The 15653-nt window shown below is 39.8% G+C and carries 17 protein-coding genes; 12 read left to right on the top strand and 5 right to left on the bottom strand.

The features are described 5' to 3' along the window. The first annotated feature begins 91 nt into the window (after nucleotides 1–91). From B1C82_RS09440 to B1C82_RS09430, 3 genes are all read left to right on the top strand, one after another. On the top strand, nucleotides 92–604 hold the full coding sequence (locus B1C82_RS09440) for a GlcG/HbpS family heme-binding protein (protein ID WP_086447343.1): 513 nt from the start codon (nucleotides 92–94) through the stop codon (nucleotides 602–604). A 55-nt stretch (nucleotides 605–659) separates the two neighbouring features. Then, nucleotides 660–1883 (top strand): hypothetical protein, encoded by a 1224-nt coding sequence (locus B1C82_RS09435; protein WP_086447342.1) that lies wholly within the window; start codon nucleotides 660–662, stop codon nucleotides 1881–1883. Nucleotides 1884–1967: 84 nt separating this feature from the next. After that, entirely contained in the window at nucleotides 1968–2753 is a 786-nt protein-coding gene (locus B1C82_RS09430; protein ID WP_086447341.1) for a dienelactone hydrolase family protein, read from the top strand. Nucleotides 2754–2787: 34 nt separating this feature from the next. Here B1C82_RS09430 and B1C82_RS09425 read toward each other — a convergent pair whose 3' ends face one another. Continuing rightward, entirely contained in the window at nucleotides 2788–3555 is a 768-nt protein-coding gene (locus tag B1C82_RS09425) for an LBF_0142 family lipoprotein (RefSeq protein ID WP_086447340.1), read from the bottom strand. Nucleotides 3556–3659: 104 nt separating this feature from the next. On the opposite strand from B1C82_RS09425, the gene B1C82_RS09420 reads away from it, so the two are divergent. Genes B1C82_RS09420 through B1C82_RS09410 form a run of 3 tightly spaced genes read left to right on the top strand, consistent with a single transcriptional unit; the run spans nucleotide 3660 to nucleotide 6389 of the window. Continuing rightward, nucleotides 3660–4688, top strand: a complete 1029-nt coding sequence (locus tag B1C82_RS09420; RefSeq protein ID WP_086448543.1) for a synaptic vesicle VAT-1 family membrane protein — start codon at nucleotides 3660–3662, stop codon at nucleotides 4686–4688. Further along, nucleotides 4685–5626, top strand: a complete 942-nt coding sequence (locus B1C82_RS09415; protein WP_086447339.1) for a polyprenyl synthetase family protein — start codon at nucleotides 4685–4687, stop codon at nucleotides 5624–5626. The genes B1C82_RS09420 and B1C82_RS09415 overlap by 4 nt, the downstream gene beginning before the upstream one ends. Continuing rightward, on the top strand, nucleotides 5607–6389 hold the full coding sequence (locus tag B1C82_RS09410) for a TlyA family RNA methyltransferase (RefSeq protein ID WP_086447338.1): 783 nt from the start codon (nucleotides 5607–5609) through the stop codon (nucleotides 6387–6389). The genes B1C82_RS09415 and B1C82_RS09410 overlap by 20 nt, the downstream gene beginning before the upstream one ends. Before the next feature lie 14 nt (nucleotides 6390–6403). Here the strand turns inward: B1C82_RS09410 and B1C82_RS09405 are convergent, their stop codons facing one another. Further along, nucleotides 6404–7981, bottom strand: coding sequence for a flavin-containing monooxygenase (locus tag B1C82_RS09405; RefSeq protein WP_086447337.1), 1578 nt, complete (start codon nucleotides 7979–7981; stop codon nucleotides 6404–6406). 293 nt (nucleotides 7982–8274) lie between these two features. Here B1C82_RS09405 and B1C82_RS09400 point away from each other — a divergent pair, with 293 nt between their 5' ends. Next, entirely contained in the window at nucleotides 8275–8676 is a 402-nt protein-coding gene (locus B1C82_RS09400; RefSeq protein WP_086447336.1) for an LA_3696 family protein, read from the top strand. A gap of 80 nt (nucleotides 8677–8756) precedes the next feature. Here B1C82_RS09400 and fcpA read toward each other — a convergent pair whose 3' ends face one another. Continuing rightward, on the bottom strand, nucleotides 8757–9668 hold the full coding sequence (gene fcpA, locus B1C82_RS09395; protein ID WP_008589523.1) for a flagellar coiling protein FcpA: 912 nt from the start codon (nucleotides 9666–9668) through the stop codon (nucleotides 8757–8759). A 351-nt stretch (nucleotides 9669–10019) separates the two neighbouring features. On the opposite strand from fcpA, the gene zapE reads away from it, so the two are divergent. From zapE to B1C82_RS09375, 4 genes are all read left to right on the top strand, one after another. Further along, entirely contained in the window at nucleotides 10020–10865 is an 846-nt protein-coding gene (zapE, locus tag B1C82_RS09390) for an AFG1/ZapE family ATPase (protein WP_086447335.1), read from the top strand. Beyond that, entirely contained in the window at nucleotides 10865–11317 is a 453-nt protein-coding gene (gene folK / locus B1C82_RS09385) for a 2-amino-4-hydroxy-6-hydroxymethyldihydropteridine diphosphokinase (protein ID WP_086447334.1), read from the top strand. Before zapE ends, folK begins: the two co-directional genes overlap by 1 nt. A gap of 1 nt (nucleotide 11318) precedes the next feature. Continuing rightward, nucleotides 11319–12119: a 3-methyl-2-oxobutanoate hydroxymethyltransferase gene (panB, locus tag B1C82_RS09380; protein ID WP_086447333.1), complete on the top strand. Its 801-nt coding sequence runs from the start codon at nucleotides 11319–11321 to the stop codon at nucleotides 12117–12119. 103 nt (nucleotides 12120–12222) lie between these two features. Beyond that, the gene (locus tag B1C82_RS09375; RefSeq protein ID WP_086447332.1) at nucleotides 12223–13365 is read left to right on the top strand and encodes an N-acetylneuraminate synthase family protein; all 1143 of its coding nucleotides are present in this window, start codon (nucleotides 12223–12225) and stop codon (nucleotides 13363–13365) included. 16 nt (nucleotides 13366–13381) lie between these two features. On the opposite strand, the gene B1C82_RS09370 is transcribed toward B1C82_RS09375, so the two are convergent. Beyond that, nucleotides 13382–13729 carry an Hpt domain-containing protein gene (locus B1C82_RS09370; protein WP_086447331.1) on the bottom strand — a complete coding sequence of 116 codons (348 nt, stop codon included), beginning with the start codon at nucleotides 13727–13729 and terminating at the stop codon, nucleotides 13382–13384. A 153-nt stretch (nucleotides 13730–13882) separates the two neighbouring features. Here B1C82_RS09370 and lpxA point away from each other — a divergent pair, with 153 nt between their 5' ends. Next, nucleotides 13883–14662: an acyl-ACP--UDP-N-acetylglucosamine O-acyltransferase gene (gene lpxA / locus B1C82_RS09365; RefSeq protein WP_086447330.1), complete on the top strand. Its 780-nt coding sequence runs from the start codon at nucleotides 13883–13885 to the stop codon at nucleotides 14660–14662. 42 nt (nucleotides 14663–14704) lie between these two features. On the opposite strand, the gene B1C82_RS09360 is transcribed toward lpxA, so the two are convergent. Next, on the bottom strand, nucleotides 14705–15469 hold the full coding sequence (locus B1C82_RS09360; protein WP_086447329.1) for a M15 family metallopeptidase: 765 nt from the start codon (nucleotides 15467–15469) through the stop codon (nucleotides 14705–14707). Between the last annotated feature and the right edge of the window lie 184 nt (nucleotides 15470–15653).

The raw sequence follows: 15653 nt of genomic DNA, 5'->3' as shown, positions 1-15653 counted from the left end.
GGATCGGCCCAAGACAAAAATCCAAAATCTAATTCCTATATCCCTTTTTGAGAAATCAGAAAGTGCGTTTTTGCGTTTAAGGAGAATTCTTTTGAAAAGAAAACATTCAATATTTGTAAATCTATTCCCTAAGTTTTTGGCATTCTGCTTTTTATTCTTCGGGATTATTTTACCTTCCCAAGGCCAACCTTTAAGTTATGGACCTAATATTAATTTGGAACAGGCCAAAAAGGTCATCGCCGCTGCGGAAACTGAAGCAAAGAAAAACCAATGGAATATGGCGATCGCAGTCGTTGATACAGGAGGAAATTTGGTATTACTCCAAAGGATGGATAATACCCAAATAGGTTCCATTGATATCGCTAAGGGCAAAGCTGCAACGGCCAACAATTTTAAAAGACCAAGCCGCGCATTAGAAGAAGCGATTGAAAAAGGAGGAATTGGTCTCAGGCTTTTAGCTGTTCCAGGAGTCTTTCCATTAGAAGGAGGAGAGTTGATCCTTCTGGACGGAAAAATTATCGGAGCGATCGGAGTTTCAGGTGCTCAGTCCACTCAGGATGGACAAGTGGCTAGAGCAGGAGTCTCCGCTTTAAGTTCTAAGTGAAAAGGATCCGGGACTTTTTCCTTTCCTGGAGAATCGATTTTAAAAGAATATCTCTATGGATTGGAAAATCTCCAAGTTTAAATCTGGCAAACCTCTTAGATGGGAATTTTTAGTTCCTCCAGGTTCTGCCAGAGAAACGGAAACTTTACTTTCTCAAATCGTTTCCGATCCATTTCTTCCTAGAAACCATACTCCTGAGTTTAAGGTTTTTCCGGAGAAGTTTGTATTAGAAAAAACGAATTTTCGCCAAGCATTAGAAGTTTTGATCAGAATTCCTTGGATTAGAGATTTTCGTTTAAATCTGGGTAAGTTTCCTTTGGATGAAAAATTTCACTTCTCCGGTCTGATAGAATCTTTAAGACAGAACGAAATTTTACCGGAAGGTTGGGGGATAAACTTCCATCCTCAAGTGAGGGGAAGAAAAGAAATTTCCAGAGAAGAATTATATTCCTTTTGGGAAGAATCTTATTCTTCATCTGGCGATTCTGATTCTAAAAATACAGAACTGAACGCACTTGCTCTTGGAGATAATATCATTCTTTCTTTGAGTTTAGCAGGCGCTCCCATTTTTCAAAGGGGAAATTTTAAACCCCTATCTAAATCCGCTCCAGTCAGGGAAGATACTGCTGCTTTTCTTTTACATTTACTAAAGAAGAATATGCCGGAACCTGATGCGGTTTTTGTGCCTTTTGCTGGTTCAGGAACTTTCATTTGGGAGTCTGCTTCTTCACTTTTTAAATTGGGATTTCCTCATCTGGATCGGAACTATATGTTCCAAGAGATGAAAGAATTTCCAGCACCTAGTTGGGAATTTTTAAAGCGTAAGATCGGCCCGGAAGAAGAAGTTAGAAAATTCACATTCTGGTACAACGATTCAGAACCGGAAGTCTTCTCCTATCTAAACGAAAGAAGAGAGGAATATCAGAAATTCATAAAGCAATTTCCTCTGAGTCCCGAAAATCGGTTTATCGGGAAAGAAGGGGACTTCTTCTCTTTATCTCCTAAAGAAATCTGGGAATCCGCAGGCAAACCGAAAAAGATCTGGATGCCTCTCAATCCTCCTTATGGTTTACGGATCCAAAAAGGTTCAGACCTTGGATTATACAAACGTATCGCAGAAACTTTAAAGGTTTGGTGGGAACTTCCAGGAGAAGTATCCGGATTTGTTCTTTGTCCTGATGAGGAGACCTGGTCGTCTTTTTTGAAAGCAATTCATTCTAAATTACAAACTGTTCACATTACTCATGGTGGGCTAGATCTCAGAGTAGTTTATTTTTGATTCTAAGTTTTTTCGCTTTAAATTTCAGATCAGTCTAATATCAAATTTATTTTTCAAACGGGAATTCCCGAGGAATATAGAAGAATGAAAAAAATCATTTGGTTCAGTATAACGTTTCTTTTAGCGACGAATGTTTTATCTGCAAAGGTTAAATCAGAAATCGTAGAATACAAACAAGGTGACACAGTCTTAGAAGGTTTTGTTGCTTATCCGGAAGGAGCTAAAAAAGCTCCAGGTATCGTACTTGTCCATGACTGGATGGGCTTAGGAGAGAATACAAAAGCAAGAGCAGAACAACTCGCTGAGTTAGGTTACGTAGCCTTTGCAGCAGACATTTATGGTAAGGGAGTGCGCCCTAAATCTATGGAAGAAGCGTCCAAATTGGCTGCTTCCTTTAGAGAAGGAGATCGCAAACTTTTAAGAGCCCGAGGACTGGCAGCGTTAGACACATTGAAATCTCGATCCAGCGTAGACCAAAAAAGTCTCGCTATTTTGGGATATTGTTTTGGTGGGACCGCTGCTTTAGAATTAGCAAGAAGCGGAGCCCCTTTAAGAGGTACTATTAGCTTTCATGGAGGATTATCTACGCCTAAGGCCGACGATGCTAAAAATATTAAGGGCAAAGTGCTCGCGCTTCATGGAGCAGATGATCCTTTCGTAAAACCAGATGAAGTGGCAGCTTTCCAAGAAGAAATGAGAAGTGCTGGAGTAGATTGGCAGTTTGTTTCTTACGGCGGAGCTGTTCATTCTTTTACGATCAAAGAAGCAGGGAATGATAACTCTAAAGGCGCGGCTTATAATGAAAAAGCAGACAAACGTTCCTGGTTGGAGTTGAAAAACTTTTTGAAAGAAATTTTCCCTTCTAAGTAAAAGTGATACGATTGCGGGAGTAAAATTCTCCCGCTTATTCTCTGGCTAATCTTGAAATTTCAATTTTATGAACGAAGTCCTTTGATCCTAAAGATTCCCTAATATAAATCTCTCTAGGCATCGAAACACCATTTACTTCGGTTTCTCCTCTATATTCCAAAAATCCAATATAACTTTTAGAAACTTCTCTATATGTGAATTGGATGAATTTAATCCGTTTATCTTGCTTATCCAAATAAACTACGTATTGGTCGCTATTTTTTGAGGGCTGGTTTTCGCTTTCGGAAACGAATATTAAATCGTATTCTTGCTGATCTATTTTTTGAGTCCCTAAGTAGGAAAGAATAGGAAACTTAGAAATAATAAAAGGCAATCGAATATAAAGAGAGAATGATTCTAAATAAATAGACGTTAGCCCGGATGCCTGGATCTCTTTCCCATCATCAGTTATTTCGAAACTTATATTGTTCCTTTTTTTGAAAGTTTTGCTTTCTTTGCCCATGAGTTCTAGATCTAAGTCTCCCGTACTTAAATCCAACCAAGCTCGATACTTCTGATCATTTTCGGAGACTGGAGTAAATAAGCGAATGAAACTCGAGTCCCAAATATCTTTTCCCCTGATCGAGACTTTCGAATCCTTCGGGTTTTGAATTTCAGAGATAATGTCTTTTGCCTTCTTTTGGTTGGATTCTTGGATGGGGAAAGCAGGGTTCCTAAGATCCGACAAGTTACAATTCCAAACAAATAAACAAATAGAGATCATTAGTAGTTTTGTTTTTTGTAAGAGAAAAATCAGTTTCATACATTCTTTCAGACCTTAGACGATTTCTTTTCTTTCAGGAAAGAAATCTCAAAAAAAAACGTTTTTTCCTTTTAGGATGGGAATTAAAGGAGCAGAATGCCCACATGATTCGCTCCGTTTATAGAGTCGATACCAAGGGTTCTTTAGATTCTCTGGAAAGAAGAGAAGAGGAACTTCCCCCTCCACAAGACAATGAAGTCACAGTTGAGATTCGCGCAATTGGCCTGAATTTTGCGGATATTTTCGCTATCCAAGGCTTGTACAGTGCAACACCGAAGGGATCTTTTATTCCAGGTTTGGAATATTCCGGTAGGGTTATTGCAGTTGGGAAGAAGGTCAAAAACTTCAAAAAAAATGATAAGGTCATGGGAGTGACCCGCTTTGGAGCATACGCGGATTATATAAACATAGATTCTAGATATATTTTTCCACTCCCATCAAAATGGAGTTTTGAACAAGGAGCAGGATTTTTGGTCCAAGGACTTACTGCTTATTACGCTCTTCTTCCTTTAGGAGATTTACGAAAAGGCCAGAACGTTTTGATACATAGCGCTGCTGGGGGAGTAGGAATTTATGCCAATCGTATCGCTAAAAAATTCGGAGCCTGGACTCTAGGTTCTGTAGGAAATCATTCAAAAATTTCTCTATTGGAGAAAGAAGGTTACGATGCTTGGATCATTCGATCTTCTCGCTTTCCTGAAGAATTAAAAACTGCACTTGGCGGAAGAGAGTTACATTTGGTTTTAGAATGTATCGGTGGTAAAATTTTCAAAGCAAGCTACGATGCGCTTTCGCCGATGGGCCGGATGGTTGTTTATGGTTCCGCTTCTTTTATGAGCCAAGGTGATAAAGTTAATTGGCTGACTTTGGCTTGGAGATATTTGACCAGACCTAAAGTGGATACATTAGAAATAGTTTCTGAGAATAAAGCGGTCATGGGATTCAATCTGATCTGGTTATACGAAAAGATTGATGAACTAACTGTTCATCTAAAGGCATTATTAAAATTAAATTTGGAACCACCGCATATCGGTTCCGTATATCCTTTTGTGGATCTTCCAGAAGCAGTCCGGCATTTCCAAACTGGAAATACAACCGGTAAAGTGGTGATTACTGTCGAATCCGGAAAATGACAAATCGAACGGAAACAAACGAACTTTCTCAATTATTAAAACGTTCCAAAGATCGTTTCGAAAATTATTTAGAAAACGAAGCATACCCATTTTTTAAAAAAGAATCTGCTCCTGAACTTGCAGAAGCTATGGAATATAGCTTAAGAGCTGGCGGAAAAAGATTAAGGCCTATTCTAAGCTTTGCTTCTTTTGGAAAGATCAACAATGATTCCCTTTCAATAGGAGCAGCTTTAGAATTTATTCATACATACAGTTTAATCCATGATGATCTTCCTAGTATGGATGATGATGATTTCAGAAGAGGGAAACCTTCTCTTCATAAACAATTTTCAGAAGCAACAGCCATACTTGCGGGAGATGCTTTACAAGCTTACGCATTTGATTGGCTGACCCAGATCGATTCTTCCGATAAAAATTTGCATAAGGATTTGGTCAGGACTTTAGCAAAAGGTGCTGGTGCCGCGGGAATGGTCTCCGGACAAATGTTTGATTTATTATTGGAGAGAAATCCTTCTTCTTTAACTGGAACGAAAGAAGAATTACTTTCTAAAACTCATAAATTGAAAACCGGAGCATTGATCCAGGCTTCCTTTCTAATGGGAAATCGTTTGCGAGAAGATTTCCAAGAAAGAGAAGAAACGATTTCTATGTATGGTGCCAAACTTGGCTTATTATTTCAGATCACGGATGATATTTTAGATGTCGAAGGAACAAAGGAAGATCTTGGGAAAACTCCGGGTAAAGATGGAAAATCCGGAAAGATCACTTATCCTTCTTTATATGGAATGGAAACTTGCAAACAGATGGTTTCAGATCTAGTTTTCGAGTTGGAAGAATTAGGATCCGATCTGGATACTTCTTCTTCTAAAATAGAAGTTTCTGAATTTCCAGAATTTTTTAAGTCTCTTCCTTCTAACATTGGCAAAAGAAAAAATTAGACTAGATGACTTACTCTTGAAAAAGGGTTTGGCTGAAGATATTTCCAAGGCTCGAAGTCTGATCTTATCAGGTTCAGTTCTCGTGAACGACAGAATGTCCGACAAGGTTGGCACATTATTCGAAGAGTCAGCAGAGATCCGAATTAGAGAGATTATTCCCAAATACGTAAGTAGGGGAGCCTACAAACTTAAGGCTGCATTCGAAAAATGGAATATATCTGTTAAAGATAAACTCTGCATAGATTGGGGAGCTTCTACCGGAGGATTCACTCAGGTTCTTTTAGAAGAAGGAGCAGGTTTAGTTTTTGCCTTCGATGTTGGTTACGGACAGATGGCTTCCAAAGTTGCGATGAACCCAAAGGTGACCGTTAGAGATCGATTCCATATCAGAGATACTAGTTGGAAATTATTGTCTACTTTATGGGCTGAAAAAACAGAGAAGAAGTTTCCAGATGAGATCTTCCTAGTAATGGATTTGAGTTTTATTTCTCTTCGTATAGTTTTGCCTGTTCTTTCTGAACTCAAAATTAAAAATCCTCACGTTCGATGGAATGTAGTCAGTCTATTCAAACCTCAGTTTGAAACAGAATCTAGAAATTTAGATAAAGGAGTTTTGAGAGATCCTTGGATCCGATGGAAAACGATCCGCTCTTTTTTGAAGTTTCTGAAAAATGAGATTAAGGGGAGACGGATTGGTTTGGAAGATTCCCCGATCACCGGGAGAGATGGTAACCGGGAAATCTTGGTGTATTGGACTCTTTAGTTTAGTCGAATCGTTTAACCAAAGGTTGCATCTAAAACCATAGAAACTCTAGATCCTATCCCAGGTTTTTTTGCCTTTCCATCCGCACGAACAAATTCGTAATCTTTAGGACGAAGGAAGAATGTCCTGGCTTTAAATTCGAAAGTGAATCCTGGCCAAAGAGTTGTATTTCGACCAGAACTCGTATTATACCAGCTTACACATCCCCCAGTCAACCAGACTGATTTGCCTAGACGCTTTTGGATCTCTTCGTTATAACGATCCTGAACATCTTTGCGAACATCTATGAATTTTATGTTTTTATTAAGTAGATAGCGAATTCCTTGGAGGGCATATTGTACTTGGGATTCAATCATCAGGATCATAGAGCTATGGCCTAATCCTGTATTTGGGCCAACGATCATGAACATATTCGGAAAACCGGAAACTGTGGTTCCTAAATATGCCTCTGCTCCATCCTCCCAAACATCTGCTAAAAGTTTTCCACCTCTTCCTCTGATCTCAAAAGGAGACACTGCTTCTGCAGCTTGGAAACCTGTGGCAAAGATGATCGCATCTACCTTATGTTCTACTCCGTCTTTTGTTTTAACTCCGGAAGGAGTGATTTCCTCAATACTGTCAGTAATCAATTCGACATTTTCTCTGTTCAATGCTGGATAGTAGTCATTGGAAAGAAGGATTCGTTTACATCCGATCGTATAATTTGGAGTTAATTTTTTTCTAAGTTCTTCGTTATGGATGCTTTTATTGATAAAACTTTTAGCGAACTTTTCGAAAATTTTCATTAGCTTAGGATTGATCGCGAAAGCTAATACACCGATTTCATTAAGCCAATAGATCGCTTTTCTGAACAGCCATCTCAATGGAGGAATGAATTTAAAGATCCCTTTTACAGGACCAGAGATATTACTATCAGGTTTTGGGATGATCCAAGCAGGAGTTCTTTGGAAAAGTTTTAATGTTCCTACAATTGGAGCAATAGTCGGAACAATCTGGATCGCACTTGCCCCTGTTCCGATTACTGCTACCTTCTTCCCTTGGAGATTATAGGTATGATCCCATTTCGCAGAGTGAAATTTTGCACCCTTAAATGTATCTATCCCTTTGATATTTGGAAGAACTGGTCTGCTTAAACCGCCAGTGCCGCTAACTACAGATTTCGTTTTGTAGGACTTCCCACCAACTGTATTGATTTCCCATAGACCTGTTTTTTCATCAAAGATGGCACCACTCACTTCTGAGTTTGTGCGAATAAAAGAACGGATCCCAAAATTGTCTGTACATTGGTTCATATAATTTAGGATTTCTTCTTGAGGTCCGAAAAGTCTGGACCAGTCCGATTTAGGAGCAAAAGAGAAGGAGTATAAATGTGACTGAACATCGCAAGCAGCTCCAGGATAAGTATTGTCTCTCCAAGTTCCTCCAACCCCATTACCTTTTTCTAAAATAACAAAAGATTCTATTCCAGCTTGTTTCAATCGGATCCCCATACATAACCCAGCAAATCCAGTTCCTATGATGACTACATCATATACTTTTTCCGCTTGGGAGTTCTGGTTGAGGCTCGTTCTTTCTAACGTCTGAGCTACCATTCTTCTTCTCTCCTCTAAACATGATCCCGGATTTTCCCCGGTGTTTCGTGAGAATATAGAATACAATCTTTTTCAGAAAGGATCGTCCGAACTTAGGATTTGATACCGAGAAATGCTAATAAATTCCGGAATCAGTAAGGAATTTCATTCTGTTGTGTTTCTATTTTTCTTTTGGAATCAATATTCCGACACTGTTCACCTAAATCTTCTAAAAAATGTGAACCACTTTTCCTCTTTCAGACCCGTTCATCCAAAGCAAGACGCTTGAAAATCGAATATAGGATGAATTAAGTATGATAGAACCAATAGTATTAGTTCCCAAGGCACTTAGGAACAGTTTAGGCGAAGAAGGTGCTGAGGCTCTTGTCAGTCTTATAAATCAAGCCAATTGGGGAGGGAAAAAGTTTATGGAAGAATTCGTTTCGGAAAGATTTGAAAAAAGACTTATGGAAGAGACCGGCAAGCTTCGTTTAGAATTTAAAGAAGAAACCGCAAAGTTATGGATTGCAATTGCTGAACTAAGAGCAGAAATGCATGCAGGTTTTGCGGGCATCCAAGAACAATTCAAAGAAGTATATAAGGAAATCGCAAGTATTCACAAGACGATTGCTTCCCAAACAAGATGGATGGTTGGAGTGATTATTGCTTCCGTTCTCCCTATTTACTTGGGTCTTGCAAAACTGATCTTTCAATAATCTCATACATCATTCAGATATAAAAAAACCCCGGTTTTGAATGCCGGGGTTTTTTCCTACATTGAAATGAAAAGAGAGGATTATGGGCGAACCGAAATCACTTCGTCTTTGTTTATCAAAGCAACGATGTGTTTGTATTCCGGAGAATCCTTTCCATATTTCAGCTCGGTAGCGCGTAGAAGGTGGATGTTTTTCTTGTGACGGAATTTGAACATCTGGTCTTCGCTTGCTCCACCGTATTTCTTGATCATGTTTTCCTCGAAAGCGTAGCAGCTTGCAAGATACTTGTGAGCTGGGTATTCTTTCTCGTTTTCATTAACCTCGATGTAGAGTTCCAATATAGGAATACACTGAGGTAAGTTTTGTAGATCGTATTCAGTAACAATCCAAGATCTGTATACATCGGAAAGAAGTCTTTTGAACTCGGCACGTTCACGTAGATCCGGGTTCTTGATCTCATCCAAATGGTTGATTGCCTTGGTGAAATAATTCAATGCTTGTTGTTTTGCTTCCAACTTTTGGCGGGAAACGACACGATCCTCGCGAGCTTTACGGTCGACCTTTTGCCAGTACCATTTCTCGTCTAGACGTTTCTTCTCCGCTTCCTCTTTACGGTACTGCTCAACAGCTTCCCTCATCTTGAGGACGGTATTAACTCCGGATTGATAGCTAGTCAGGGCCAGGCGGAACTTGTTGTTCGCGAAAGCCTTAGAAAGCTGATGGAGTTCTTGGAAGTTCTTGTCGTAACCTTTGAAGTCAGGGTTCTTCCAGATCGCTTCCTGCTCCTGGATTTCTTTTTTACGTTTCTTAGCTTCTTCCGTTAGATTCTTGTCGTCGTCTTCCGGAACGAGCTCACCTTTCAGCAGTTCGTCGATCTTGTCAGCTGCCGCCTTGGCATCTGTCGTATCCTGCCCCCCTTGGTTCTGTGCGAACAAGGAGAGGTTGAGTCCGACCACGGCCAGAAGAACGAATATAGTCTTCATCACCTTCATAGTGCTCACACCTGTGCCTTCTCTTTCAAAGATAGGATTTAGAAAAAGGACGGCAAAGTCCTTTTCTTCTGTTTATCTATCGGTCAGGGACCTTTAGATATAAACCTGGATTAAAAAAAATTTCCCATTTTTCCTATACAAGGGACATAAACGAGGATCTTTTTACACTATCCATTAGCGAAATTCTATCATTTTTTGCTAATTTTGTTCTCCGAATCCGTTCAGAGACTCCTCCAGGATCTCGCTTAAAGCAGAACTTGTCAGCAGATTTTTAGGAATTCCTAGGAAATGATTGGTCCTTAGATTTCTTTCTTTCTATTACTTTCCTTTTTTTCAGTCTGGATCTAGACCATGAATTTAAACAATTTAACCCCGATTAGAGAAGGTTCTCCAAGCTGTAAATTCTGCGCTGGAGTCGGATTTCTTTTGGAGGAGAATGTAAAGAATTCTAGCTCCGGAGTTTTGTTACTCTGTTCCTGTGTGGGTGAGTCCTGCCCTTGCGGTGGTAAAGCTCCGTACATGGTCTACGATGAAAGCCAAAACAGAATGTTACCTTGTGTCTGTCATAACGCTAGAATGGAATTGGGCAAGGTAGAATACTTGGTGAAGAAGGCTGGGATTCCCGCAAGATACAAGTATAGGACCTTGGATCGAATGGATACAACGGAACTTTCTTTCTTAGCGGCTCATGACTGGGCAAATGATATTGTAGTAAAATGGAAAGAACGGGAAAGAATACAACAAGGTCTGTATCTTTGGGGCGGAACTGGTTCCGGAAAGACACTACTTGCTTGTGCTATTCTGAATGAACTGATTCTTCGCTACGGTTTGACATGCAAATATGCAAAGATCAATCGTGACTTTCTTTCTACCATTCGAGACAGTTATCAGAAAGAAAGTGAACTCCATGGAATGGAGCAAACTATTAAGAAACAATTTGCTGACGTCGAAGTTTTAGTCCTGGATGATTTCGGAGCGAATAAAGAATCCGATTGGGCTAACTCTCAATTATATGATCTGATTGATACGAGATATGAAGAAGAGAAAGTAACCATCCTCACTTCCAATATTCCTCCTTCTGATTGGAAAGACAAGGCAGAAGGTAGGATCTTTTCTAGACTAATGGAGATGGCAAAACAAATCCATTTAGATTGCCCCGATTATCGTCTAAGTCATAGTGCATTTGGAAATCATTGATGGATAAAAATAATCACATCGCGTTTCTTTGCTTGGGTACCAATATCGGAGATCGTGAATTGTATCTTTCAGATGCGATACAGAAGATCAGTGCTCATCCTGAGATACAGATCCTAAAAAAAGGAACTGCCTTAAACACTGAAGCTCTAGAAGTTACAGATCAACCTGACTTCTTAAATCAACTTCTACAAATATCTACTCATCTATCTCCTAAAGAACTTTTAGATTTTTTACTCGGAATTGAAAATGAAATGGGAAGGGTCCGAACAAGAGACAAAGGCCCTCGTGTTATCGATATAGATATTTTATCCATCGATGATATGAAGGTCCATGAGAAGGGTTTACATCTTCCGCATCATAGTCTGTTTACACGTCCTTTTATATTAGAACTTTTAAATGAACTCGGAGAAGGCTCCCTGATCCAAGCTTTTGGGAATCCTTCGGAGGGATGACATGAGAGATGTTAGTAAAATATTTCCCAGAGGGCCAAAGCCTGTAGATAAAAAGATAACAGTATTGACCTGTTATGATTTTATGTTCGCAAGGATTTTAGAAGAATCCGGTGTGGATTGTATTCTTGTAGGGGACACTCTCGGAGTTGTCTACCAAGGCCAGCCAACCACCTTGCCTGTGACATTGGATGAGATGATCTATCATGCAAAAGCAGTCAGGAGAGGAGCCCCTAATACATTCGTAGTTGTGGACCTTCCATTTCTAAGCTATCAGGTTTCCTTAGAAGAAGGCATTCGTTCTGCTGGCAAGGTAATGAAAGAAAGCGGATGTGACGCAGTAAAATTTGAGGGCGGCGGTCCCGAAATTCTGGAACTTATTTATAAACTAGAAAGGATAGGCATCCCAGTTATGGGACATATAGGCCTTACTCCTCAATCCGTAAACGTTTTCGGAGGACATAAAATCCAAGGAAAGGCAGAGCAAGATAAGGCTAGATTGATAAGCGAAGCAAAAGGAATCTCTGATGCAGGAGCATTTTCTATTGTTTTCGAGCTGATCCCTTCTGCTCTTGCTAAAGAAATTTCAGAATCTGTCCCAATTCCTACGATCGGGATAGGGGCGGGAGCAGCGACCGACGGACAGGTCCTAGTAATTTACGATTTTCTTGGATTGAATAAGGGCTTTAAGCCTAAGTTCTTAAAAACTTTCCTGAATGGATACGACGATGTCTCTGGTGCAGTCAAAAATTATATTCAGGAAGTGAGAAATGGAAGTTTTCCTGGGCCGGAACATTCTCATTAATTTCTTTTCTCTGCGGATTTCTTGACGTTCCGTGTGTGAAGTAAAGGCTGGAGAGAGAATCAATCCCGATTGCAAAATCGAACAAAGATAGGACGGAAGATACGTGGACATAGTCGAACTGGAGAAGGGATATCCGGAAACTGAAGCAAAAATAAAGGCTTTGGCATCCGAATGTGGGAACGCCACCGAGATTATTCGCGGAGCGGTTGTATCCGATACCATTCATTTTATCGGGGATACCCGTAAGATCTCCGACAAGGAAGGTTATGTAAAAGAACTTCCTGGTGTGACTAGAATTTGGAACGTATCATTGCCTTATAAAAATATTGCTCGTACGGCTGCCGGTAAAAATGGCGAAGTAGTTCATCGTGAGAATCGAATTGTGGAAGTTCATGGAAAAGATGGACTCGTTCGTAAGTTTGGAACTGGAAAACATATCTTCCTAGTTGGTCCGGATTCTCCTCAAACGTATGAGCAAACAGTTACTATCGCAAAACAAGCGGTGGAGATCGGAAAAAAATTCGGAATCTTAGATCGTATCATCTTCAGAGGTGGAGCTTTCAAACCTAGGACTCGTCCAACTGATTGGAGAGGAATGGGCTGGGACGGTATTAAATTACTTGATCAAGTAAAAGAAGAAACCGGACTTCCGTACGTAACTGAAGTTATGGATCATACCATGGCTGAAGAAGTTTCCAAACATGCGGACATGATCCAGATTGGAACTCGCAACGCTCAAGACTTTGAACTTTTAGAAGCAGTGGGTCGCACCGGCAAACCTGTGATCTTAAAAAGAGGTTTCGGTAACGAAGCTATAGAGTGGTTTTCAGCTGCAGAATATATTGCTAATCAAGGAAATTTGAATATAGTTCTTTGTGAAAGAGGGGTGAAAACTCTTTTTATTAAGGAAGGATATTGCCGTAACACTCCGGATTTGAACGTGATCACTCACGCTAAGAATCAAACAATTCTTCCTGTGATCTTCGACCCAAGCCATGTTGCCGGGGATGACAAGATCGTGGTTTCCAATTTATTGGCTTCTCTTCCGTTTAATCCGGATGGATCCATTACTGAAACTTTACATGTAGAAGAGTTCCGGAAAGAACAGATGTGTGATGCTGCTCAGGCGCTTCTCATGTCCCTATACGAAAAAACTGTAGAAGCTATTTTAACCTATGAGGAAAAAATCAAACCTCTAACAGACAAGGTAGATTCTTATTTTTTGGAACGTAAGGGGAAAAAATAAGTCTTAGTTCTCAGACTTATTCCGGAAATTTGGGAGCTAATTCTTTTTTGGTTTGCTCCCAAAGACTCGGAAGTTCCTGACAAAGAGCTAAACAAGCTTCTAAGTCTCCTTCCTTCAATTTTTGTTCAGCCTCAGTAACATTCTTCTGAACACCTGCGAGTCCGAAATTTGCTGCAACACCTTTTGTCTGGTGTAATTCTGCTTGGAGTTCTACGCTTTTCTTTTCACCAGTGAAAGTTTTGATATTCTCTAAACGGCTGTTCATATTCTTGCGTAAAGAACGTACCATTTCTTCCAGCCAAATAATATCATCTTCATCATCGCCTTGTTTTAGGGAATCTAGACGAGACCAATCCACTAGCATAGAATTCTCCTTCCCGAACCGCGTTTGGTAAATGTATGCGGCTTCCCAAATTTGACGAAGCGCTTAACCCTTTACCGACCCCAATTATTTATAGCTTGAATAAAAAATCCACGTCGATTTTCGTATTATGGAAGATTTAAGAGGCGAAACTTAATGAAAATTCACCCAACAGCCATCGTCGATTCGAAAGCGGAACTGCATGAGTCCGTCGAAGTCGGTGCATATACAATTATAGAAAAAGATGTGGTAATCGGCGAAGGAACCATAATCGAAACCGGAGCTCGAATTTTCGCAGGTACTAAATTAGGCAAATTCAACAAAGTCCATCATGGAGCAATAATCGGAGTCGGTCCTCAGGATTTAGGCTTTGATCCGAGCACTCCGAGCAAAACAATCATCGGAGATAATAATACTTTTAAGGAATATTCCAATATTCACAAGGGGACTAAGGTTGATTCTCCCACTATTATCGGAAATAGGAACTATGTGATGGGAAATGCACACGTAGGTCATGACTGTATTTTAGGAGATGATAATATTCTAACTCATGGTCTTGTTTTGGCAGGACACGTTACGGTCGGTAATAAGGCATTTATTTCCGGTTTAGTTGCAGTTCACCAATTTTGTTTTGTGGGTGATTATGCGATGATAGCAGGTTGTTCTAAAGTAGTCCAAGACGTTCCTCCTTTTGCTACTGCAGATGGAAACCCTTGCACCATTATAGGTTTGAACACTGTAGGTTTAAAAAGGGGAGGATTTTCTCCTGAAACCAGATCAGCAATTAAGAACGCATACAAGACAATCTATCATTCTGGCATGAATTATAGAACCGCTTTGGATCAATTGGAGAAGGAATCAGGTCATCCACCTGAGGTTCTACAGATCATCAAGTTCTTCAGGGACAGTGATCGTGGAGTAATGAACCACAGATAATCAAAAGTTTTGCGTGTTGGAACTCCAACACGCGACTAATGCTTAATCTATTCTGGCGCAGTCCGGATTAATAGCCGTTACATATTCCAGGGGTAAGTCCCCTAAAAAGTCGGATCCCTGGAATTTTCCTTTGAAGTTTAATTTCCCTTTTTTATAAGAATCTACCCAAGCTTTTTGGAATCGATTTGAGAGAGGAGCATAAGACCAATGCCATTTCTCTTCATTATAACCTTTCCCAGCTCTTTCAGATTTCGATGAATAAGGCTGGCAGAATCCAAATCTGTGAGCGTTCTTCTTCATCCAATTATAGAAGATTTCACCTCTTCCACCTTTTTCAAAATAGGAATTTTCCAGAGCATTTATATCAATATCGGTTCCCCAATGATGACGGGAGGTGCCTGGTGCACTAGAAAATTCTAAGATTAAGGAGATGATCTGAGAAGGAGTTTTGCCTTTTATAGATTCTCTCATCTTCTTCTTTCCGGAATACTTGTCTTCCCAGATAGATTTTTGATCCGAAAAAGATCTATGAGCGGAAATTATGAATGGCTCCTGTCTTTCTTTGGGATGGTCTTTTTTATATTCTTCTTTTAATTTTATAAATGCAGCCTTGGTCTCTTTTCTTAGAAAGAATTGTCTTGGATCACCAGGATTCGTAAAAGACACGAGCGCTTTCTCCTTTGGGAAATCTCCGATCAGGTACGAAGTTTCTGAAATACCTTGGTAGGTTTCGTCTGTCGTTTGGGAAAATAAGTAGAAGTTGCAGAAAATCAGAACAAGTACTAAACATCGGAATAGCAGCGGCATAATTCCATATTCTCCTTTGGTAACTTGGGGAAAAAGGATTTTCTAGATAGTCTCAATTTGTTTAAGACACAAATGCTACTACAGAAATTTCCGGGTCTTTATGACAAACTTAGGTCCTGAAATCTGGAAATTTGTATTGCATTACTTTGGAAATTCGGTTGAAGTTAAGCTCTAATTGGAAATT

Origin of the sequence: Leptospira venezuelensis (genome assembly GCF_002150035.1) — a bacterium.
GTDB lineage: Bacteria > Spirochaetota > Leptospiria > Leptospirales > Leptospiraceae > Leptospira_B > Leptospira_B venezuelensis.
This window is presented reverse-complemented; position numbering and strand designations above follow the sequence as displayed.